The sequence below is a fragment of the Burkholderia sp. 28_3 genome (genome assembly GCF_003253915.1).
Classification (GTDB): domain Bacteria; phylum Pseudomonadota; class Gammaproteobacteria; order Burkholderiales; family Burkholderiaceae; genus Burkholderia; species Burkholderia cenocepacia.
This window is the reverse complement of sequence record NZ_QKZF01000011.1, coordinates 132,149-152,069: the sequence shown is the minus strand read 5'-3', so window position 1 is coordinate 152,069 and position 19,921 is coordinate 132,149. Positions and strand designations below refer to the sequence as shown.

Genomic DNA, 19,921 nt, shown 5'->3' with positions numbered 1-19,921 from the left:
CGCGGGATCGTACCGCGCGGCAATCGCGCGTCAGCGCCCGATCGGCAACCCGGTCGGTTCGATCCAGCCGAGCTTGTACGCGATCAGCAGCGACAGGAACAGCGTGACCGACAACCCGACGCGCGCGGCGAGCGACCACGCCATCCGCTTGGACTTGCCGCGATCGTGATTCATGAAGTACAGCGCGAAGATCAAACTCGCGATGATCATCGCGAATGCCACAGAAACCAGCAGGGTTTTCATTGCCGTTGCCTTTGAAGATCCGAATCGGCCTGAATCAGTTCGGCCAGTTTTTGCCGCTCGTCGGCGACGCCGCCGACGCCCGACGCCGGCCAGTCCAGCGCGACGCCGTTGCCCAGCGAATCGCGCACGAGCGCCTGATAGCGCCGGTCGTTGATCGTGCCGTGCTCCATCGTGTCCGAGATCTCGCGCCGGAACGGCAGCGGGAAACTCGCGTACGCGCGCGACAGCGCCGCATATTGTCTCGCATCGATCTCTTTCGACGATGGTATGACAGTCCAGATCACCACGGCGACGATGGCCGTGAACGGGATCGCCGTGTAGCGCAGGATGAACTTGATCGGGGTCATGAAGCGGTGGGCAGAAGGGAATCGCAAGCGCGCGCCGCGCAGCGGCGAAACAGCCAGCCGGCGGCGCCTTCCATCATTGTACTGAAAGCACCATCCGGCCAACAGAGTATGATAATGACATTATCATGTTCATCACATGATTCGACAGCCCCGGTATCCGGTGCAAGCGGCGTGCCCGTCGCGGCGTCCGGCACCGGTTTCGGCCTGTGACCGCGAATCCGCGACGATCGAGCGACACCCTTATGCCAGCGCAGTACTTTCGAAACCTGACGGGAAAACACCGCAGCGCGACCGCGAACCGCCAGCTCGGGTTTTCGCTCGCGTTCGTCGCCGGCGCGGCCAATGCCGGCGGCTTTCTCGCGGTCAAGCAGTACACGTCGCACATGAGCGGCATCGTGTCGGCGATCGCCGACCAGACGGCGCTCGGCGACGTGCGGCTCGCGCTCGCCGGCATCAGCTCGCTGGGGTCGTTCCTGATCGGCGCCGCGTGCTCGGCGGTCCTCGTCAACTGGGGGCGCCGCCGCGGGCTGCACAGCCAGTTCATGCTGCCGCTGCTGGTCGAAGCCGCGCTGCTGTTGCTGTTCGGGCTGCTCGGCAGCCATCTGGCCCTGTGGGAAACCTTCTTCGTGCCGGTGACCGTGACGCTGCTGTGCTTCATCATGGGGCTGCAGAACGCGACGATCACGAAACTGTCGGGCGCGGAGATCCGCACGACGCACATGACGGGCATCGTGACCGACCTCGGCATCGAGCTCGGCAAGCTGTTCTACTGGAACCGGTCGGCCATCGACGTCGACGCGCACGCGGTGATCGCCAACCGTTCGAAACTGCGGATTCACGCGACGATGCTCTCGTCGTTCTTCGTCGGCGGCCTGGCCGGCGCGATCGGCTTCAAGCGCGTGGGCTACGTGTCGACCGTGCCGCTCGCCGCGGTGCTCGTCACGCTCGCCATCGTGCCGGTGATCGACGACCTGCTCGCGCTGCTGCGCAGCAAACGCTGATCGTGCGCGACAGGCAGCGCTCGCGCGCGGTAACGCCGAAAGCGGATCGATTATAATTTGATTAACATATCGACCACCCTCGCCCCGTCATGGAAACGAAAACCGCCCGCCTGACCGTCCTGATCGATCCCGCGAAGAAGGAAGCCTTCGAGATGCTCTGCGCGGAGCAGGATCTTACGCCGTCGCAAGTCGTACGGCAGTTGATCCGCGAATATCTGGACCGGCACGGCGTCACGTACAAGACCCGGAGCGCGATCGGCAAGCGCGTGAAGTAAGCGCGGCCGCACCGGCCGCGCGCGGCGCCGGCCTCGCCGGCCCGGTACCGCCCGGTACTGTTACGCGCCGATCTCCCAACGTTCGTGCGACTGCGCGCGCCAGACCAGCCGCCGCGGATCGATGCCCTCGCCGTGCTTCATGCGCCTCGCGGTGGCAGCCAGCTTCAGTTCGCCGGCCTGCGGGCACGCGAGCGCCCGCTCCAGCAGGATACGCAACGACGGCAGCCGGCTGCCGTCCTTCCATGCGAATGCGACGAAGTTGTTGTCGTCGCCGCACGGCAGCAGCGCATACGACGAACCGAATACCGACCGCAGTTGCTCGAGGTGCTGCGGCAACGCCGGATCGTCGTCCATGAAATTGATCGCTAGCACGCCGGATGCGCTCAGGCGCGCGCGGCACGCGTCGAGGAACGTGCCGCCGGCACAGCGGCCGTGCATACCGTCGGCGACGAACGCATCGTGCAGGATCACGTCGGTCCGGACGTCCGCCCGCTCCAGATGATCCGCGCCGTCCGCGCATACCACGCAGAACCGCGCATCATCGGCAGGAATCCTGAACACGTCGCGCAGCGCGATCACGTCCGGATTGATCTCGACCGCATCGATCGTCGTGCCGGGCAGGTGACGGTAGCAGTACTTCGCGAGCGAACCGCCGCCGAGCCCGAGCATGCAGATGTGTGCAGGCTCGGGCTGCAGCAGCAGGAAACCCATCATCACGCGCGTATAACCCAGCTCCAGCCGCATCGGATCGCGCAGCGACATGAAGCTCTGCGTGCCGAAATGATCGAAGTGCAGCGACACCGCGTGCTGCGTCCGCAGCACGAAAGGCCGGCCGTCGTTCAGCGGCGTCGCCAGGAACCTGACGAACGCGTCATAGGAAGTTCGATCCTCGGCCATGTGCGGGTAGTCGGATGAAAACGCGGCGGATGAAAACGCGAAGGCAACGGTCGCCTGAACCGCGTGCTCAGACCTTCTTCAGGTAGCACGCCTTCAGCATGAAGCCGCCCATGTCGGTCTTGCAGTCGACTTCGTGATCGCCGCCGACGAGCCGGATGCTCTTGACCTTGGTGCCCATCTTCAGCGTGATCGACGAGCCCTTCACACGCAGATCCTTGATCAGCACGACCGAATCGCCGTCCGACAGCACGTTGCCGTTCGCGTCCTTGACGACGTCGCCCGCCGGTTCGTCACCGGCCTCGGCGCCGGCGTCGGCCGACCATTCGTGGCCGCAGTCCGCGCAGACGGTCAGCGCACCGTCCGGGTAAGTGTTTTCCATTGCACATTGCGGGCAGGCGGGGGCATTCATTGCGGCTTCCATTCGGGGAGGAGTTCGATGATGCCGGGCGAGCAGGTTGCGCGCCCGGATGCGGGCGACACGCCCGCCGGCAACGCCGCGGGCCGGCATCGGCGCACACCGCATTATAATGCAATTCACATGATCTGGCCGATGCATTATAATCACGCACTTCCCGACAATCCGCGCACTTGAATGCGCCTTCGCAGCGGATGTCGGCATGTTCGCGCCGGATGGCGCGCGCACTCCGCCCGGCCGGTGCCCGCGACCCTGCGGGAGAAATCGTGAATACCGGCCGTCCGATGTCCGCAACACGTGCGCAACCGTGCATGGCGCGCACCGCCCCGCCCACCTGTCCGGAGGCTTTCCAGCATCGTGGCAATCGTTGTGTACGTTCAAATCGGCCCCGCATGGAACCGCAATCGCGGCCGCGCCGCGCGCGACGCGACCGTCGCCGCGGCACGCCGTTTCGACAGCGACATCCAGCTGATCGCGAACGGGCACAGCAGCAACGCAAAAGACGGCGGCGCGATCGCGTCGCTGCAGGTTCACGGCGGCACGTCGGCCCAGGTGCTCGCCACCGGCCCCGACGAGGAGGCCGCGCTGCAGGCGCTGCTGCCGTTGCTGCAGGCAAGCTGACGCCTGCGCCGCCGATCCCGCGGCCATGCGCCGTCCACCCCGACACCCCATTTCCCGAGGAAGCGATGAACGACAATCTCACGTCCAACACCCCCAACCTGTCGGCCTCCGCGATCTGGGCGCTCGAACGGCTCGCCGATGTTCGCTACGGCCGCGACGCGCCGGCGCTCGGCTGGTCGATCGCGCGGGAACTCGTCAGCGCCGGGTTCGTCAGCCATCCCGCGCACGGCCGCTCCGGCGCATCGATCACGGCCGAAGGACGCTCCTTCCTGAAAAGCCGCAAATAACGCGCGCCGGCAACCGGGCTCAGAACCGGTGCCGGATGCCGACGATCGCGAGCAACTGCGAATTCGTGCCGGCATCGACGTTGTACGACCCGATCACGGCCTGGGCCGGCCCGGTTCCGTTGAAGCCGTTCGCGTGCTGGTAGCCGACCGTCGTATAGAGATCGGTGCGCTTGCTCAGCAGATAGTCGACGCCGGCATTGACCTGGTGATAGCGCGCGGACGAATCGCCGCCCGACCACGTGAAGTTGTAGCCGACGATCGTCAGCAGCGACGGCAGCGCCTGCCATTGCGCGAACGCCGAACCGTTCCGGTAGCGCTGCGCGTGCACGAACGTCGACGACGCGTCGGGCCGGTATTCGCTGAAGCTGAACGCCGCGCCGACGGTCACGTTGCCGATCGCATACTGCACCCCGGCGCGCGCGACTTCGATCGACCGCGCCGACGCATACGCGCGGTTCACCGCGCTGTTGAAGAACGAATCGGCCGACGATGCGCCGCGCGTCGAACGGAGCGCGTTGCCGTTGTCGACGTGCAGGTAGCCGGCCGCCGCGCTCAGCGGACCGTCCGCATAGCCGAATGCGCCGGCATACGCGAGCCCCGACCCCGATGCGCCGGCCACGCCGCCGGGCGACACCATCGCCGCAACCGTCACGCCGTGCCACGCCGCGCTCGTCCATTTGACCGCGTTGCTGAACGTCACGCTGCTGTCGTAGTTGTCGACGTCGCCGGGCGGCGCGAAGAGCCCGCTGAACGCGTCGGCCGTGATCGGCTGCACGAGATCCGTCACCGGATCGTTCTGCCGGCCGAGCGTCAGCGTGCCCCACGTCGCGGACGCGACGCCGACGAACGCTTTCGAGCCGAACAGCCGGCCGCCGTCGAGCTGGCCGGTCCCGACGTCGAAATTGTTCTCGAGCGTGAAGATCGCGTTCATGTCGCCGCCGAGCGCCTCGCTGCCGGTCAATCCCCATTCGTTCGCCGACAACGCGCCCGACGACATCGATACGCGCGACTTCCCGCCTTCCGCGTGGTTCAGATACGCGACACCCGTATCGATCGTGCCGTACAGCGTGACCGAACCCTCCGCGCGCGCGGCGACGGAAAGCGCGGCCGCCACGGCAGCGCCTGCAATCAGCATGCAATTTTTCATCGTATTGTTGAATAAGTAGTGCGAATCGATTTGAACGGACGTCGATGCGGCATCGGCCATGCATCGCGCGCCGGATCGCGGCATCCGATGCGCGCGACGCGCACGCCCGGGCACGGAGCGTGCGCGCGCGGACACCGGTCACACAGGTTCGCCCGTCACGACGGGCGCGGTTCGATCAGGCGCCGTCGCAGCTGAACCGGTAGCTGTCGTCGAGCTTTTTCGCCAGCACGAGCGTGCGCATGTTGAGCGCGCGCGCCGCATTGCACAGCGTGCGTTGCCCGCTCGACGTCCGGTATTTGCCCGCATACTCGGCGTTCAGCACCGGCTTGTTCTTCGACGTGAACACCGTGTAGCCGTCGCACTCCTTCTGCTCGTTGCACTCCTCGTTCACCGCGAAGTCGAACGACGGTTCGAGCGCCACGAGCTGATCGACGTCGTTCTTCAGCCCGACCGCCAGATTGCGCTTGTGCGCCTCGTTCGCGATGAACACGTTGAACGCGTACTGATCGGTGTCCTGCAACGGGAAACCGGTGTCGTTCGCATAGCCGTCGACGTTGTCCGGCTCGACGCCGTCGCATCCCTTCGCCACCGCGCGGTCGAGGCGGGCCGTCATGATCTCGCGCACGTTGCTCGAACGGATGTCGAGCCAGCGCTCGCCTTCCCAGTCGTCGAGCTTGTTGCCCTGGTCGGACGCCTTGAACTTCGAGAAATCGGGCCGCCAGTTCTCCGAACTGCCCGCGGAGAAATAACAGACGACCTTGCGCCCGGCCTGCTTGAGCGCCGCGATCGTCGCCACGTCGGTATCGAACAGGTCGATGTCGTAGATGGCCACGTTGTACGACGTATTGAGCTTGCCCTTGAGCTGCCATTGCCACGTATCGCCCACCGCCGGCGTCCAGTGCGACGCGGCGCGCGCGGGCGCCGCCACGGCCGGCGGCGACGCGGCAAAGGCCTTCGCCGACAACGGATCGGACGACCCGTCGCCGCAGGCCTGCAGGATCGAGGCGCACAGCGCGAGCGCCGCGACACCGGAAAGGTTGCGTGCAATTTTTTTCATCGAAGCATCTCCAGTGGAGGGATCGGAATGACGAATGGAACTGCGCGTTGCGGAACTGCCGGTTGCCCGGTGATGCGCGACGACACGTGGCCCGGGCGGTGGTACGCGGTGTTGCGGGGTGACGCTCACGCGTCGAGCGGCTCGGCGCGCAGCAGCGCCGCATGCTCGAAGCGCAATGCGATCGCGTCGTGCCCCGGCGCGATGCGGCCGACCTCGCGATTGCCGTTCGCGTAATCGACGATCCGGTACGCCCGGCCGGGCTGCAGGCCGCGCAGCGCGACCGGGCCGCTCCAGCGCTCGGCGTAGAACGCGTAATGCAGCACGCCGTCCTTTTCCACGACGTGAGCCTCGGGCTTGTCGAACGCGATGTCGTACAGCTCGCCGCGATAGCGGCCCTCGGCGAGCCGGTGCGCGTTGTAGACCTCGACCCAGTGCCGCCATGCCTGCTCGTGCTCGGGCGTCAGCAGGAACGAGTCCTTCGGTTTCGGATCGACGGGCCACGTGAACTTCGTCGAGATCACCGCGCCGACGCCCACCGCCGACGCGAAATCGCGGCCGCCGTCGCTCAGTTCGACGTGATCGCCCGCGTACGCGGACGATGCGCCCATCAGCGCCTTCAGCGTCTTGCCCTTGTGGCGCACCTGCCAGCTCGACAGCGGATCGGACGCCGGCGCCTGGTCGATGTAGCGCATGTTGTGGAACGCGTACGCGGTGCCGCACGGGCACACTTCGACGACCGCATCCGGCTTGATCGCATGCGCGGCGTCATGGAACACGCGGTAGAAATCGGCGAGGTGCTCGACCGAATCCTCCGGCCGCGCATGCCGGTGCGCGGGGTTGTAGCACGGCGCGACGCCGTTCAGGTGCTGGCCGTCGATCTTCACGCCGTCGAAGCCCCACTCGCCGATCACCTTCTTCATCAGTGCGGCGATGTGCGCCTGCGTCTTCTCGTAGGCCGGGCACAGATAGAAGCTGTTCCACCAGGTGATCGCCTGCGGTGCGCCGTCCGCGTCGAGCAGCAGCATGTCGGTGTGGTCGTGCAGTTCGTCGCTGCCCGGCGCGACCGCGAGCGGCGCGATCCACAGCCGCGCCTTCTGGCCGCGCGCATGGATGTCGTCGACGAGCGCCTTCATGTCCGCGTCGCCGGCCGGGAATTTCGCGCGGTCGGGCACCCAGTCGCCGGTGCGCCGCTGCCAGCCGTCGTCGAGCACCGCCCACTTGAAGCCGAGTTCCTGCACCCTCGGCAGCGTCGCGCGCACGTAGTCGAGGCTGAACTGACGCTCGTAGCCCCACGCGCACCAGATCGGCTCGTACGCGCTCGCCGGCGGCCGCGGCGCATGGAAACCCTGCGCGCCCATCATCTGCCGGTACGTATCGAGCGCGACGAAATAGTCGCCGTCGTGCAGCATCACGAAGGCGGTCGGCGTATCGAGCGTCGCGCCCGGCGCGAGCGTGACCGTCTGCTCGCCGCGCAGGCCGAGCGAGACTTCGTCGCGCACCGCCTTCACCGGCAGCGATACGAGGCGCGGCACGATGTCGAGGTGACCGAGCGCGATGCCCTGGTCGCGCCGCCACACGTCGACGACCGGCGTGCCGCCGCCATAGTCCGACGCGTTCATGCCCATGAAATTGCGCTGATCGAAGCCGGCCTTGACCGGCTGCACCCAGTCGCGCCGGTCCGCGTGGCTCGCGCCCGAATAGGTCCAGTAGCCGCCCGCGCCGGCCGCGGCCGGCAGCAGCCGGTGCGCGGCGACGTTCCATGCGCGGACGTCGGTCGGCTGCATGCCGACGTTGCGGAACTGCGTGTCGAGCAGCGCGACGCCCGGCCGCGCGTCGAGCAACGTGATGCGCACCGTCTTCTCGAAGCCGTGCGCCGACCGGCCCACCAGCCGCAGTTGCCGGCCCGCGCCGAAGGCGGTGGAGACGTCCGCATGCGCGGCGTCGACGAGCGCGAAGCGATCGATCGTGCGCACCGGCCGCGTGTCGGGCGCGGGGCCGTCCGAGGTCGGCGCCGGCGCCGGGCCGATCAGTTGCTCGAGCGTCTCGCTCGCATCGAAGCGGGTCAGCGCACGCGTGCCGCCGCCGCGACGCACGGCCAGCCGGCTGCGCATCGCCGGATCGAACTCGATCACGAGCCGGTCGTCACGCAGCGCGACGCGCGACGGCTCGCCGCCGCGGGCATCGCGCACGCCGACGCCGACCAGAATCGGGCTCGCCGCACCGGCGGCCAGCCACTGCACGAACGCGCGCCGGGTGGTCATGGACGCACCTCGCGACGCAACGGCACACAGCGCGCCGCGCTGCCGGCACGCCGGGCAGGCAGTGGAAATCGAAAGGAAAAGCAAGCGTTCATACGGAATTCCTCGTGAAGAAGGGCCGTGCGCCGACGCATCCGTCTCGCGCAGATCGGCAATCTAGTCGATCTTTCGATTTCTTTCGTTTGTGGTTTACACTAATAACGAAAGAAAACGAAAGATCATAGATTGGCCGCTCCCGACGCACGTTTCTGCCGATTTCTGCTGGAACGTCGTCGGGCTCGCCCGCCGAACGCCTCCGATTTCGCCTTGCACGGCATCAAACGAAAGCATTCGACGGATCAGAACCCACTTCGAAAGACGCGACCGATGCAAAACAACTGGCTCGTTCACGCGCTCGTCACGACCCTGCTCTGGGGCGTGTGGGGCGCATTCACCGGCTTGCCCGCCGAACACGGCTTCCCCGACACGCTGATCTACGTGGTCTGGGCGTTCACGATGATTCCGCCGGCGCTGGTCGCGCTCGGCCGCGCCGGCTGGCGTGTGCGGCGCGATGGCCGTTCGCTGGCGCTCGGGCTCGCGATCGGGCTGCTCGGCGCGGGCGGGCAGATGCTGCTGTTCCGCGCGGTCGAATCGGGGCCGCCGTATCTCGTGTTCCCGATCGTGTCGCTGTCGCCGGCGCTGACGATCGCGCTGTCGTTCCTGCTGCTGCGCGAACGCACCGGCAAGCTCGGCGTGGCCGGCATCGTGCTCGCGCTGTGCTCGCTGCCGCTGTTCGACTTCCAGTCGGGCCAGGGCCCCGCGCGGTTCGGGCTGTGGTTCGCGCTCGCGCTGCTGGTGCTCGTCGCATGGGGGCTGCAGGCGTATTTCATCAAGATCGCGAACGCGACGATGGACGCGGAATCGATCTTCTTCTACATGGCGCTGACGGGCCTGCTCTGCGTGCCGTTCGCGTTGTGGATGACCGACTTCGGCCGCACGATCAACTACGGGATCGGCGGCCCGGGCCTCGCCGCCGTGATCCAGGTGCTGAATGCGATCGGCGCGCTGACGCTCGTCTATGCGTTCCGCTTCGGCAAGGCGATCGTCGTGTCGCCGCTCGTCAACGCGGGCGCGCCGCTGCTGACGTCGGTGATCTCGATGATCGTCACCGGTGCGACGCCGACCGGCAGCAAGCTCACGGGCATCGCGCTGGCGCTGCTGGCCGCGCTGCTGCTCGCGCTGCAGCCGGAAGGCGCCGCGGCAACCCACACGGCGGGGGAATCGGCATGAACCCGCTGCTCGATCTCGTCCGCCGTCACAAGCAATCGTCGCGTCACGCGCCGCCCGGCACACCTGCGATCGGCATCCCGTCCGTGTGCTCCGCGCATCCGGTCGCGATCGCCGCCGCGCTGCGCGAATGCGCGGCGCGCGAACGCCCCGCGCTGATCGAGGCGACCTGCAACCAGGTCAACCAGGACGGCGGCTATACGGGCATGACGCCGCACGACTTCCGTCGCCACGTATTCGACATCGCCGCGCGCGAGCGCGTGAGCCCCGATGCGATCCTGCTCGGCGGCGACCATCTCGGCCCGAACGCATGGCGCCGGCTGCCGGCCGCGCACGCGATGGACAAGGCCGAGACGATGGTCGCGCAGTACGTGGCGGCCGGCTTCCGCAAGCTGCATCTCGACTGCTCGATGTCGTGCGCGGACGATCCGCAGCCGTTGCCCGAAGCCGAGATCGCCGCGCGGGCGGTGCGCCTGTGCCGCGCCGCCGAGGCCGCGTGGGCGGCCGGTGCGCCGCGCGGCGACGCGCCCGTCTACGTGATCGGCACCGAGGTGCCGGTGCCCGGCGGTGCGCACGAGACGCTCGACGCGGTCGCGGTCACCACGCCCGAAGCGGCCGGCTCGACGCTCGCGCTGCACCGCGACGCGTTCGCGCGCGCCGGCCTCGACGATGCGTGGTCGCGCGTGATCGCGATGGTCGTGCAGCCGGGCGTCGAGTTCGATCATCACAAGGTGATCGACTACGACGCCGGCAACGCGCGTGAACTGAGCGCATTCATCGAAACGGAACCCGCGCTCGTGTTCGAAGCGCATTCGACCGATTACCAGACGCCCGACAACCTCGAGCAACTCGTGCGCGACCACTTCGCGATCCTGAAGGTCGGCCCCGGCGTGACCTTCGCGATGCGCGAAACGCTGTGGTCGCTCGCCGCGATCGAGCGCGAATGGCTCGGCGGCGACGACGGGTTCATCGCGACCGTGCTCGGCGTGATGCGCAACGAACCGGCGCACTGGCGCGATTACTACCCGGCCGGCGCGCGACTCGAACTCGATCTCGCGTACAGCCTGAGCGACCGCATCCGCTACTACTGGGCCCATCCCGTCGTGCAACGCGCGTGCGCCGACCTGCTCGCGCGCCTCGATGCGTCGCCGCCGCCGCTCACGCTCGTCAGCCAGCATCTGCCGCGCCAGTACGAGGCCGTCCGCGAAGGACGGCTCGCGTTGCGCGCCGGCGCCCTGTTGCAAGACGGCACGGCCGCGGCCGTCCGTCCGTATCTCCACGCGTGTGCCGCGTGACCGACTCTCCTCAGATCTGCTCATGGAATTTTTCGACCTCGATCCCGCCGACCTCAACCGCCGCCACGCCGCCCACACGGCACGCGAAATCGCCCAGCAACCCGACGTCTGGCCCGACGTGCATGCCGTCGTCGACGCGCAGCGCGCGGCGCTCGACGCGTTTCTCGCGCCGCTGCTCGCCGATCCCCGCCTGCGCATCGTCCTGACCGGCGCGGGCAGCTCGGCCTTCATCGGCCAGTGCCTCGCGCCCGCGCTGCGGCACCGCTTCGGCGGCCGCGTCGAAGCGGTGGCCACCACCGACATCGTCGCGAACCCCGGCGACACGCTGCAGCCGGGCGTGCCGACGCTGCTGGTGTCGTTCGCGCGCTCCGGCAACAGCCCCGAAAGCGTCGCGGCCGTCGAACTGGCGGATCGCCTCGTCGACGGCTGCCGCCACCTCGCGTTCACGTGCGCGGCCGACGGCATGCTGAACCGCCGCCTCGGCACGCATCCGCGCGCGCACGTCGTGCTGTTGCCCGAGGCCACGCACGACCAGGCGTTCGCGATGACGTCCAGTTTCAGCGGCATGCTGCTCGGCGCGGCCTGGGCGTTCGGCGTGGCCGGCATGCCGGTCGGGCCGCTGGCCGACGCCGCGCGCACGCTGCTGCGCGACCACGCGTCGCGGCTCGCCGCGCACGTGCGGCAGTTGCCCGAGCGCGTCGTGTATCTGGGCAGCGGCACGCTGCTCGGGCTCGCGCGCGAAGCCGCGCTGAAACTGCTGGAACTGACCGACGGGCTGATCGTCGCGATGGCCGAATCGCCGCTCGGCTTCCGGCACGGCCCGAAAACGTTCCTCGACGAACGCACGCTCGTCGTCGTGCTGCTGTCCGGCGATCCGCATACGCGCCGCTACGACCTCGACCTGCTGCGCGAACTGCGGCGCGAAAACCGCGCGGCCGGCATACTGTCGGTCGGCGTCGCGCCGGCCGACGACGCGGGCGACACCGGCACGCCGTCACCGTCCGGCGACGACCTGACGGTGCCGCTGCCGCCCGGCCTGCCCGATCTCGCGCTCGCGCCCGTCGCGCTGGTCCTCGCGCAGTGTTTCGCGCTGCTCGCGTCGCTGCGGCTCGGGCTCACGCCCGACAACCCGAGCGCGTCCGGCACCGTCAACCGCGTCGTGGCCGGCGTCACCATTCATCCGTACGCGGGGCAGCCCACATGACTCCACTCTTTCTCGGCATCGACGGCGGCGGCACGAAAACCGCGTTCATGGTGATCGACCGTCAAGGCCGCGTGCGGGCGCGCCACGAAACGACCACCAGCTACTACCTCGAGATCGGCATGGACGCGCTGCGCACGCTGCTCGCCGACGGCGTGCATGCGGTGCTGGCCGCGGCGAACGTCGCGCGCGACGACGTCGCGTACGCATTCGCCGGCCTGCCCGCGTACGGCGAGGACAGCCGCCTGCTGCCCGAGCTCGACGGCCTGCTCGCGCCGCTGTTCGCGCGCGAGCGCTACCGGATCGGCAACGACATGGTGTGCAGCTGGGCCGGCACGCTGGCCGGCGGCGACGGCATCAGCATCGTCGCCGGCACCGGATCGATCGCGTACGGGCAACGCGAAGGCCGCGCCGCACGTTGCGGCGGCTGGGGCGAGGTCTTCGGCGACGAAGGCTCGGCCTACTGGCTCGCGCGCGAAGGGCTCGCCGCGTTTTCGCGGATGGCGGACGGCCGCGCCGCGCGCGGGCCGCTGTTCGACATCGTGCGCGCGCACTTCGCGCTGGAACACGATCTCGACCTGTGCGCGGCCGTGAATGCGGGCGCGGTGCGCAGCCGCTTCGCGCAGCTGTCGCGGCTCGTGATCGATGCGGCGCACGCGGGCGACCCCGCAGCGCACGCGCTGATCGACCGCGCGACCGACGAGCTCGCGCAACTCGCGGCAGGCGTCGCGCGCACCCTCGGCTGGCCGCCCGGCGAACCGCTGCCGGTGTCGTATTCCGGCGGCGTGTTCAACGCCGGCGCGCGCGTGCTCGAGCCGCTGCGCGACGCGCTCGCGCGCCGCGTGCCGGATGCGGTGCTCACCGCGCCGCGGCTCGGGCCCCACGTCGGCGCGGCGGTCCACGCGGCCCGGCTGGCGGGCATGCCGCTCGACGCGCCGGCCTTGCATGCGCTCCAGCCCGGCCAGGGGTTTTGATATCATTTCGGCTCCCTGTCTTGCCGAAATGGACATGCCCGCTCACCGAGTGCCTCCGTCGCCTGCCGTCGATCACGCGCCGCTGCTTGTCGAAGAACGTCGCCGCCTGATCTGCGAGCTGGTGCGCGAGCGGGAGAAGGTCACCGTCGAGGAACTGGCCGAGCGGTTCGGCATCTCGCTCGTCACGGTGCGCAGCGACCTGAACGCGCTCGCGGCGGCCGGCGCGGTGCTGCGCACCCACGGCGGCGCGCTGGTGCTGCGCGAAAGCGACGAGGTGCCGATCGCGGTCAAGCAGAAGCTCCGTCACGCGGAGAAGGTGCGGATCGCGGCGGCCGCCGCCGCGCTGATCGGCGACGGCGAAACGATCCTGCTCGACTCCGGCAGCACGACCGAGGAAATCGCGAAGCAGATCCTCGCGATGAAGCTGCAATCGCTGAACGTGATCACCAATGCGCTGAACGTGGCCGTGCTGCTCGCGGCCGCGCCGCACATCAACCTGATCATGCCGGGCGGGCAGCTTCGGCCGAACTCGTATTCGCTGTCGGGGCCGCAGGCCGTCGTCGCGCTGCAGGGGCTGTACGCGGACCGGCTGTTCCTCGGCGTCGACAGCCTCGATCCCGAGATCGGCCTGATGACGCCGCACCTGCTCGAAGCGCAACTGAACGCGCAGATGCTGAAGATCTCGCGCCAGGTGATCGCGGTCGCCGATTCGTCGAAGCTGATGAAGCGCAATCTCTCGGTAATCGCGAGCGTCGAGCAGCTCGACATGCTGATCACCGATACGGGCGCCGACGCAGCCGTGGTCGACGACCTGCGCCAGCGCGGCATCGACGTGCTGACGGTCTAGCCGCCCGACTTTCCCCTCTTTCCGGACACCCGATGCCACCCGTCTCGTCCCCGCCCGTTCTCGATACGCCGCGCCTGGTGCTCGAAGGCCATCCGCTCGGCGACTTCGACGCACTCGCCGCCATGTGGGCGGAACCCGGCGTCGTCGCGCACATCTTCAACGGCGAGCCGTCCGCGCCGCGCGACTCGTGGATGCGCATGCTCGCGTATCGCGGGCTGTGGCCGCTGCTCGGCTATGGCTACTGGGCGATTCGCGAAAAGGCGTCGGGCCGCTATGTCGGCGATCTCGGCTTCGCGGATTTCCACCGGAACATCGAACCGCCGATCCGCGGCGTGCCGGAAGCCGGCTGGGCGCTGGCGACGTGGGCGCAGGGCCGCGGCTATGCGACCGAGGCGCTCGCGGCCGCGCTCGCATGGCTCGACGCGCAGCAGCGGTTCGAGCGCAGCGTGTGCCTGATCGCGCCGACCAATGTCGCATCGATCCGGGTCGCGGAGAAAGCCGGTTACGGCGAGCCGCGGCCTATCCGTTTCAACGACGCCGATTCGTTGATGTTTTCGCGCAAGAGCCGATAAGCGCGGCGAGCCGGCGGCCGCGTCAGTCGGCTGCCGGTTCGTAGCAACGCACGAAGAGGCCGTCTTCCATCGGCCAGCAGTTGCCGCCTTCATCGCGCACGATCCAGTCGCCCGGCTGCACCGGCCGCCAGCCTTCCGGCGTCGCGACCGCCCACTTCCCGTCACGGCGCTCTACCCGTTCATGATCGCCGTCGGCGAACCACCGTGTCGCATCGACGTGACTGGTGCGTTTTCTGAATCTCATCCCGTCACCTGCAGAAACGAATTTCAATGTCGCGTGGCCGCGGCGCCGGCGTCGAGCGATCGCTGCCGCACCCTCAGCGCGTGGGTGGCCAACCGGGTCGCGTGCAACGCCGTCCAGCCCTCCGCGATGAGCGCCTCCAGCGTGTCGCGCGCGATGGTGGAAATCCGGACATCGATTTCCTGCATGCGCATCAACGCCGACACGACCTCGGCCGGTTGATCGGGCGCAAGCGCAAGCACGAACGCCGACCGCATCTCGGCCGCGCGGACGGCTTCGTTCCAGTCGGCGCGCGCGACCGCGGCTTCGATCGCCTGCGTGAGTGCCTCGAGACGCTGGACGACTTGCAACGGCGTCATTTCATTTCCCCGTCAATCGTTCGTACCATCCGCTTGCCCGCCCGTCAGGCGCCGGCGCGGCGTCGCGCCGACCCGCGCGCATCCGGTTCCGCACGCGAGCGACATGGCTCGACGTGTCGTCGAAACCGGCAGTCGATACGATCGGGAAACGATGCCATCGCAGTGCGCGATGCGCGCGAGTCAGCTGCGCAGATTGTAGGGAGCGGCACCCGCCCACGTCGGTAATATTTTGTAATGATATGTCGACTAACCTTGCCTGGCCTGGGTTTGACCGGTGCGAGCGCGGTTCGCGACCGGGGCCTGGCGCAAACGTTTTCGTCTGAAGGATGCGCGGCCGCGCAACGTCGCAAGCGCCGCGCCGGCCCTCGCCCCGAACCGTTTCTGCCCCGCGCGCGACCCCGCCTCGCGCTTCCCGTACCTGCCGCCCGGCGGCGGCGATTGGCCCATAGCTAAGCTCACCGAACGATTCAGATTTCGCCACATTCCACCGGAATGTTGCGCAGTATCATCCACGTCGCTTCGGCTACGACGCGTTCGGACTGGGCCTGACCGCTCGCCACCTTCCCGTTTTGCCCCCTTCGTTTAGCGATGCCCATCCGAATCCTGCTCGTCGAAGACGACGCCCCGCTGTCCGCGCTGATCGCCGACTATCTGCGCCAGCATCATTACCAGGTGGACACGCTGTTCGACGGCGCCGGCGCAGTGCCGGCGATCGTCGCCAACCGCCCCGACCTCGTGCTGCTCGACGTCAACCTGCCGGGCAAGGACGGCTTCGAGATCTGCCGCGAGGCGCGCATGCAGTACGACGGCATCGTGATCATGGTGACCGGCCGCGACGAACCGTTCGACGAATTGCTCGGCCTGGAACTCGGCGCGGACGACTTTCTCCGCAAGCCGGTCGAGCCGCGGCTGCTGCTCGCGCGGATCAAGGCGCAGTTGCGGCGCACGCGCGTGCCGGCGGGCGAGCCCGCGCCGGATTCGCCGCAGCGATACGTGTTCGGCAAATTCTCGATCGACCGGGCCGATCGCCGCGTGCATCTTCCCGACGGCAGCATGCCGCGCCTGACGTCGACCGAATTCGACCTGCTGTGGGCGCTCGTGTGCCGCGCGGGCGAGGTGGTCAGCCGCGAAGACCTGACGCTGCTGCTGCGCGGCATCGCGTTCGACGGCCTCGACCGGTCGATCGACGGTCGCATCTCGAAGCTGCGCCGCAAGCTGCGCGACGATGCGGCCGAACCGAAACGGATCAAGACGATCCGCTCCAAGGGCTATCAGTTCAGCAAGCACGCGTGGGATTGACGCCGCGTGCGGGCCGGCGAGCGGCGTGGCGCGAGCGGGGCCCGCGATGTCCGGCGTGCGTTCGCGGCTATTGCGCGCGGGCCGTACCGGCATCCGGATTCGCATGCGTGCCCGGCTCCGCCTGCCATCCGCCGCCGAGCGCCTTGTACAGCGCGACGAGATCGGTCGTCGTCTGCAACGCGCCCTGCTGCGCCTGCTGCCGCCCCTCCGACCATTGCCGCTCGGCGTCCAGCACGTCGAGGAACGGCGACAAGCCTTTCCGGTAGCGATCGCGCGCGAGGTCCAGCGCGCCCTGTTCGGCCTTCACCGCATCGTCGAGCGCGGCCGCGCGCGCCTGGTCGGTGCGGTACACGGCCAGTGCATTGTCGACGTCGCGCAGCGCGACGAGCACCGCCTGCCGGTAGGCGAGCGCCGCCTCGGCCTGGCGCGCCTGCGACAGCCTCAAGTTCGACACGAGCTGCCCGCCGGAGAAGATCGGCAGCGAGATGGCCGGCCCGAACGAATAGAACAGGTGCGACCAGTGCGCGAGCTCGCGCACGTGCGACGCACGCAACCCGACTTGCCCGGTCAACGAGATGTCCGGATAGAACTGCGCGACCGCGACGCCGACGTCGGCGGTGGCCGCATGCAGCTCGGCCTCCGCGCGGCGGATGTCGGGACGCCGGCGCGCGAGCGTCGACGGCAGGCCGACGGGCACGGCCGGCGGCACGTCCGGCAGCGCGCGCGGGGCGGCAAGCCAGTCGTCGAGCGCGCCCGGCGCGCCGCCGACCAGATACGCGAGACCGTTGCGCAACAACACGATCTGCTGGTCGAACTGCGGCAGTTGCGCGCGGATCTGCGCGAGCCGCGCGTCGGCGCTGCGCACGTCGAGATCGCTCGCGAGACCGTGCGCGGCCTGCTCGCGCGTCAGGTCGAGCAGTTCGCGCTGCGCGCGTTGCAGGTCGTCGGCCAGCGCGCGCTGGGCTTGCGCGCCGCGCAGTTGCAGATAGGTCTGCGCGACCTCCGCCTCGAGCGACAGCAGCGCGTCGTCGCGGCTCGCGATCGCCGCGCTCGTCTGCGCGCCGGCCGCTTCGACCGAGCGGCGCACGCGCCCGAACAGGTCCAGCTCCCACGACGCGTCGAAGCCGGCCTGCCACAGGTTGACCGGCGCTTCGAGCGCATCGATCGCGCTACGCGCGCCCTGCTGCACGCGCGCGCCGGTGCCCGGCCCGAACCGGTCGAGCGGCGAGCCCGGCGCGCCGAGACGATCGACCCGCTGGTCGATGCCCTGCTCCTCGACGATACCTTTCAGGCCGAGCTGCTCGCGCTGATAGCTGGCGGTCGCCCGCACGTCCGGCAAACCTTGCGCGGCGGCCGCGCGAACCTGCGCGCGTGCCTGCGCGATGCGCAGCACGGCCGCCTGCACGTCGAGGTTGTCGTGCGCCGCGCGCTCGACGAGCCGGTCGAGCAGCGGATCGCCGAACGCGCGCCACCAGCGCGGATCGGGATCGGCGTCGACCGTCGGCGACGACCGTGCGGCCGCGTCCGACGCGTGAGACGCCGCCTGTCCGTCCGCCCGCATCGCATGCCAGGTGTCCGGCACGTCCGCGTGCGGCGGCTGGTAGTCGGGCCCGACGGTGCAGCTTGCGACCACCGCGCATCCGGTGAAGATCGTCACCGCGCGGCGTACGAGGCTGCGAATCACGCGGCGATTGCGATTGTCCCGACGTGCGTTCATCTCAATGCCCTCCCGCGGCGCGCGCGGCCTTCGCCGGCGAGAACAGGAACGTCAGCGGAATGCTGAACGCGCAGAACACCGCGAGGATCGCGAACACGTCGATATACGCGAGGATCGTCGCTTGCGCGATGAAGGTCTCGTACAGCCGCCCGCCGGCCGTCTGCAATGCGGCCGACGGCGGCGCGCCCGTCAACGCGCCGATCGCGCGTGCGTTCTCCTGCAACGCATCCTGGAAGTTCTGCGACAGCGTCGACATGTGCGTGGACAGATGCGCCATGCGCGCCTGCGTGCGTTCGCGGATCAGCGCGGTGGACACCGAGATGCCGATCGAGCCCGCGACGTTGCGGAACATCGTGAACAACGCGGACGCGTCGTCGTTGAGCCGCTGCGGCACGGTCAGGTACGCGAGCGTCGTGATCGGCACGAACATGAAGCCGATCGCGAGCGACTGCGCGCAGCGAATCATCATGAGGTGCGTGTAATCGATGTTCGGCACCAGCGTGCGCGAATAGATCAGCGCGCCGCACAGCAGCACGAAGCCGAACCCGACCAGATAGCGCGTCTGCACGTGCGGCATCAGCCGGCTCACGAGCGGAATCTCGAGCGTGATCAGCAGCGCGCCGGGCGACAGCACCAGCCCCGCGAGCGTCGCCGTGTAGCCGAGATGCTGCTGCGCGAGCTGCGGCACGATCACCGCGCTGCCGTACAGCACGGCCGCGAACGTCGCGATCGTCACGCAGCCCAGCGCGAAATTGCGGTCGCGCAGGCACGACAGGTCGACCACCGGCTTCTTCGTGCGCAGCAGCCACAGCGTCGCGCCGATCAGCCCGAGCGCGGACAGCACCGCGAAGATGCGGATGAAGTTCGAGCCGAACCAGTCCTCGTCCTCGCCCCGATCGAGCATCACCTGCAGGCAGCCGAGCCCGATCGCGATCAGCCCGATGCCGATGTAGTCGATGGAGATCCCGCGTTCGGCATCGCGCCGCCACGGCGGATCCTCGACGAGCTGCATCACCGCGAGCACGGTCAGCGCGCCGATCGGCACGTTGAGCAGGAACACCCAGCGCCACGAGAAATGGTCGGTGATCCAGCCGCCGAGCGTCGGCCCGAGCACCGGCGCGACGACGATCGCGATCGCCGAGATCGAGAACGCGCGGTTGCGCTGCTCGGGCGGGAACGTATCGAGGATGATCGACTGCTGGTTCGGCTGCAGCCCGCCGCCGAACAGCCCCTGCAGCACGCGGAACACGATCAGTTCGCCGAGGTTGGTCGCGACGCCGCACAGGAACGAGCACACGGTGAACGCGGCGATGCACAGCAGGAAGTAGCGCTTGCGGCCGAGCAGGCGCCCGAGGAAGCCCGAAATCGGCAGCACGATGCCGTTCGCGACGAGGTACGACGTGAGTGTCCAGGTCGCCTCGTCGTAGCTCGCCGACATCGTGCCGGCGATGTGCGGCAGCGCGACGTTGACGATCGTGGTGTCGAGCACTTCCATGAACGCGGCGAGCGTGACGACGATCGCGATGAGCCACGGGTTCGCGGCGGGTCGCCATGCGCCGCCGGACGCGCCGTTGCGCTCGGGCGGCCGGTTCATCGGCGGGC

At 68.8% G+C, this 19,921-nt stretch carries 22 protein-coding genes; 11 read left to right on the top strand and 11 right to left on the bottom strand.

The window, feature by feature from the left end; genetic code table 11:
- Positions 1-30 precede the first annotated feature (30 nt).
- Both DFS13_RS22835 and DFS13_RS22830 read right to left on the bottom strand, forming a co-directional pair.
- Positions 31-243 (bottom strand): twin transmembrane helix small protein, encoded by a 213-nt coding sequence (locus tag DFS13_RS22835; RefSeq protein ID WP_006489184.1) that lies wholly within the window; start codon positions 241-243, stop codon positions 31-33.
- Positions 240-590: a hypothetical protein gene (locus DFS13_RS22830; protein WP_006489163.1), complete on the bottom strand. Its 351-nt coding sequence runs from the start codon at positions 588-590 to the stop codon at positions 240-242. The genes DFS13_RS22835 and DFS13_RS22830 overlap by 4 nt, the downstream gene beginning before the upstream one ends.
- A 242-nt stretch (positions 591-832) precedes the next feature.
- Here DFS13_RS22830 and DFS13_RS22825 point away from each other — a divergent pair, with 242 nt between their 5' ends.
- A complete protein-coding gene (locus tag DFS13_RS22825) occupies positions 833-1,591 on the top strand; it encodes a YoaK family protein (protein ID WP_006489179.1) in 759 nt (252 codons plus the stop codon).
- An 89-nt stretch (positions 1,592-1,680) separates the two neighbouring features.
- A complete protein-coding gene (locus tag DFS13_RS22820) occupies positions 1,681-1,866 on the top strand; it encodes a ribbon-helix-helix protein, CopG family (RefSeq protein ID WP_006489181.1) in 186 nt (61 codons plus the stop codon).
- Positions 1,867-1,926: 60 nt separating this feature from the next.
- Here the strand turns inward: DFS13_RS22820 and DFS13_RS22815 are convergent, their stop codons facing one another.
- Both DFS13_RS22815 and DFS13_RS22810 read right to left on the bottom strand, forming a co-directional pair.
- Positions 1,927-2,763 (bottom strand): hypothetical protein, encoded by an 837-nt coding sequence (locus tag DFS13_RS22815; RefSeq protein ID WP_062886054.1) that lies wholly within the window; start codon positions 2,761-2,763, stop codon positions 1,927-1,929.
- Positions 2,764-2,830: 67 nt separating this feature from the next.
- Entirely contained in the window at positions 2,831-3,184 is a 354-nt protein-coding gene (locus tag DFS13_RS22810; protein WP_006498247.1) for a zinc ribbon domain-containing protein YjdM, read from the bottom strand.
- A 351-nt stretch (positions 3,185-3,535) separates the two neighbouring features.
- On the opposite strand from DFS13_RS22810, the gene DFS13_RS22805 reads away from it, so the two are divergent.
- Positions 3,536-3,799: an HPr family phosphocarrier protein gene (locus DFS13_RS22805; RefSeq protein ID WP_227739741.1), complete on the top strand. Its 264-nt coding sequence runs from the start codon at positions 3,536-3,538 to the stop codon at positions 3,797-3,799.
- 65 nt (positions 3,800-3,864) lie between these two features.
- A complete protein-coding gene (locus DFS13_RS22800; protein WP_006489160.1) occupies positions 3,865-4,086 on the top strand; it encodes a hypothetical protein in 222 nt (73 codons plus the stop codon).
- A gap of 19 nt (positions 4,087-4,105) precedes the next feature.
- On the opposite strand, the gene DFS13_RS22795 is transcribed toward DFS13_RS22800, so the two are convergent.
- The 3 genes from DFS13_RS22795 to DFS13_RS22785 all read right to left on the bottom strand — a co-directional run bounded on the left by DFS13_RS22795 (position 4,106) and on the right by DFS13_RS22785 (position 8,551).
- The gene (locus DFS13_RS22795) at positions 4,106-5,233 is read right to left on the bottom strand and encodes a porin (protein ID WP_034204030.1); all 1,128 of its coding nucleotides are present in this window, start codon (positions 5,231-5,233) and stop codon (positions 4,106-4,108) included.
- A 175-nt stretch (positions 5,234-5,408) separates the two neighbouring features.
- Positions 5,409-6,290 (bottom strand): endo alpha-1,4 polygalactosaminidase, encoded by an 882-nt coding sequence (locus tag DFS13_RS22790; protein WP_080331479.1) that lies wholly within the window; start codon positions 6,288-6,290, stop codon positions 5,409-5,411.
- A gap of 125 nt (positions 6,291-6,415) precedes the next feature.
- Complete coding sequence (locus DFS13_RS22785; protein WP_111442165.1) at positions 6,416-8,551, bottom strand: glycoside hydrolase family 36 protein; 2,136 nt, start codon at positions 8,549-8,551, stop codon at positions 6,416-6,418.
- A gap of 363 nt (positions 8,552-8,914) precedes the next feature.
- On the opposite strand from DFS13_RS22785, the gene DFS13_RS22780 reads away from it, so the two are divergent.
- The 6 genes from DFS13_RS22780 to DFS13_RS22755 are packed head-to-tail and all read left to right on the top strand — an operon-like array spanning position 8,915 to position 14,703.
- Positions 8,915-9,817, top strand: a complete 903-nt coding sequence (locus tag DFS13_RS22780; protein WP_012493745.1) for a DMT family transporter — start codon at positions 8,915-8,917, stop codon at positions 9,815-9,817.
- On the top strand, positions 9,814-11,109 hold the full coding sequence (locus DFS13_RS22775) for a D-tagatose-bisphosphate aldolase, class II, non-catalytic subunit (RefSeq protein ID WP_111442164.1): 1,296 nt from the start codon (positions 9,814-9,816) through the stop codon (positions 11,107-11,109). Before DFS13_RS22780 ends, DFS13_RS22775 begins: the two co-directional genes overlap by 4 nt.
- A gap of 22 nt (positions 11,110-11,131) precedes the next feature.
- Positions 11,132-12,313 carry an SIS domain-containing protein gene (locus tag DFS13_RS22770; protein WP_080324494.1) on the top strand — a complete coding sequence of 394 codons (1,182 nt, stop codon included), beginning with the start codon at positions 11,132-11,134 and terminating at the stop codon, positions 12,311-12,313.
- Complete coding sequence (locus tag DFS13_RS22765) at positions 12,310-13,284, top strand: N-acetylglucosamine kinase (RefSeq protein ID WP_059722945.1); 975 nt, start codon at positions 12,310-12,312, stop codon at positions 13,282-13,284. The genes DFS13_RS22770 and DFS13_RS22765 overlap by 4 nt, the downstream gene beginning before the upstream one ends.
- A gap of 34 nt (positions 13,285-13,318) precedes the next feature.
- A complete protein-coding gene (locus DFS13_RS22760) occupies positions 13,319-14,131 on the top strand; it encodes a DeoR/GlpR family DNA-binding transcription regulator (RefSeq protein ID WP_012493748.1) in 813 nt (270 codons plus the stop codon).
- A 32-nt stretch (positions 14,132-14,163) separates the two neighbouring features.
- Entirely contained in the window at positions 14,164-14,703 is a 540-nt protein-coding gene (locus DFS13_RS22755; protein ID WP_006490675.1) for a GNAT family N-acetyltransferase, read from the top strand.
- A gap of 22 nt (positions 14,704-14,725) precedes the next feature.
- On the opposite strand, the gene DFS13_RS22750 is transcribed toward DFS13_RS22755, so the two are convergent.
- Entirely contained in the window at positions 14,726-14,947 is a 222-nt protein-coding gene (locus tag DFS13_RS22750; RefSeq protein WP_006490674.1) for a hypothetical protein, read from the bottom strand.
- A gap of 23 nt (positions 14,948-14,970) precedes the next feature.
- Positions 14,971-15,303: a hypothetical protein gene (locus DFS13_RS22745; protein ID WP_006498255.1), complete on the bottom strand. Its 333-nt coding sequence runs from the start codon at positions 15,301-15,303 to the stop codon at positions 14,971-14,973.
- 588 nt (positions 15,304-15,891) lie between these two features.
- On the opposite strand from DFS13_RS22745, the gene DFS13_RS22740 reads away from it, so the two are divergent.
- Positions 15,892-16,602: a response regulator gene (locus tag DFS13_RS22740; RefSeq protein WP_006490672.1), complete on the top strand. Its 711-nt coding sequence runs from the start codon at positions 15,892-15,894 to the stop codon at positions 16,600-16,602.
- Between the two features lie 67 nt (positions 16,603-16,669).
- Here the strand turns inward: DFS13_RS22740 and DFS13_RS22735 are convergent, their stop codons facing one another.
- Positions 16,670-18,319: an efflux transporter outer membrane subunit gene (locus tag DFS13_RS22735; protein WP_111442163.1), complete on the bottom strand. Its 1,650-nt coding sequence runs from the start codon at positions 18,317-18,319 to the stop codon at positions 16,670-16,672.
- Between the two features lies 1 nt (position 18,320).
- Complete coding sequence (locus tag DFS13_RS22730; RefSeq protein WP_006486261.1) at positions 18,321-19,913, bottom strand: DHA2 family efflux MFS transporter permease subunit; 1,593 nt, start codon at positions 19,911-19,913, stop codon at positions 18,321-18,323.
- Between the last annotated feature and the right edge of the window lie 8 nt (positions 19,914-19,921).

Bases quoted from the DNA above. Each gene is read 5' to 3' on its own strand.
- DFS13_RS22835 (WP_006489184.1), bottom strand. From the start codon at position 243: ATGAAAACCCTGCTGGTTTCTGTGGCATTCGCGATGATCATCGCGAGT.
- DFS13_RS22830 (WP_006489163.1), bottom strand. From the start codon at position 590: ATGACCCCGATCAAGTTCATCCTGCGCTACACGGCGATCCCGTTCACG.
- DFS13_RS22825 (WP_006489179.1), top strand. From the start codon at position 833: ATGCCAGCGCAGTACTTTCGAAACCTGACGGGAAAACACCGCAGCGCG.
- DFS13_RS22820 (WP_006489181.1), top strand. From the start codon at position 1,681: ATGGAAACGAAAACCGCCCGCCTGACCGTCCTGATCGATCCCGCGAAG.
- DFS13_RS22815 (WP_062886054.1), bottom strand. From the start codon at position 2,763: ATGGCCGAGGATCGAACTTCCTATGACGCGTTCGTCAGGTTCCTGGCG.
- DFS13_RS22810 (WP_006498247.1), bottom strand. From the start codon at position 3,184: ATGGAAGCCGCAATGAATGCCCCCGCCTGCCCGCAATGTGCAATGGAA.
- DFS13_RS22800 (WP_006489160.1), top strand. From the start codon at position 3,865: ATGAACGACAATCTCACGTCCAACACCCCCAACCTGTCGGCCTCCGCG.
- DFS13_RS22795 (WP_034204030.1), bottom strand. From the start codon at position 5,233: ATGAAAAATTGCATGCTGATTGCAGGCGCTGCCGTGGCGGCCGCGCTT.
- DFS13_RS22790 (WP_080331479.1), bottom strand. From the start codon at position 6,290: ATGAAAAAAATTGCACGCAACCTTTCCGGTGTCGCGGCGCTCGCGCTG.
- DFS13_RS22785 (WP_111442165.1), bottom strand. From the start codon at position 8,551: ATGACCACCCGGCGCGCGTTCGTGCAGTGGCTGGCCGCCGGTGCGGCG.
- DFS13_RS22780 (WP_012493745.1), top strand. From the start codon at position 8,915: ATGCAAAACAACTGGCTCGTTCACGCGCTCGTCACGACCCTGCTCTGG.
- DFS13_RS22775 (WP_111442164.1), top strand. From the start codon at position 9,814: ATGAACCCGCTGCTCGATCTCGTCCGCCGTCACAAGCAATCGTCGCGT.
- DFS13_RS22770 (WP_080324494.1), top strand. From the start codon at position 11,132: ATGGAATTTTTCGACCTCGATCCCGCCGACCTCAACCGCCGCCACGCC.
- DFS13_RS22765 (WP_059722945.1), top strand. From the start codon at position 12,310: ATGACTCCACTCTTTCTCGGCATCGACGGCGGCGGCACGAAAACCGCG.
- DFS13_RS22760 (WP_012493748.1), top strand. From the start codon at position 13,319: ATGCCCGCTCACCGAGTGCCTCCGTCGCCTGCCGTCGATCACGCGCCG.
- DFS13_RS22755 (WP_006490675.1), top strand. From the start codon at position 14,164: ATGCCACCCGTCTCGTCCCCGCCCGTTCTCGATACGCCGCGCCTGGTG.
- DFS13_RS22750 (WP_006490674.1), bottom strand. From the start codon at position 14,947: ATGAGATTCAGAAAACGCACCAGTCACGTCGATGCGACACGGTGGTTC.
- DFS13_RS22745 (WP_006498255.1), bottom strand. From the start codon at position 15,303: ATGACGCCGTTGCAAGTCGTCCAGCGTCTCGAGGCACTCACGCAGGCG.
- DFS13_RS22740 (WP_006490672.1), top strand. From the start codon at position 15,892: ATGCCCATCCGAATCCTGCTCGTCGAAGACGACGCCCCGCTGTCCGCG.
- DFS13_RS22735 (WP_111442163.1), bottom strand. From the start codon at position 18,319: ATGAACGCACGTCGGGACAATCGCAATCGCCGCGTGATTCGCAGCCTC.
- DFS13_RS22730 (WP_006486261.1), bottom strand. From the start codon at position 19,913: ATGAACCGGCCGCCCGAGCGCAACGGCGCGTCCGGCGGCGCATGGCGA.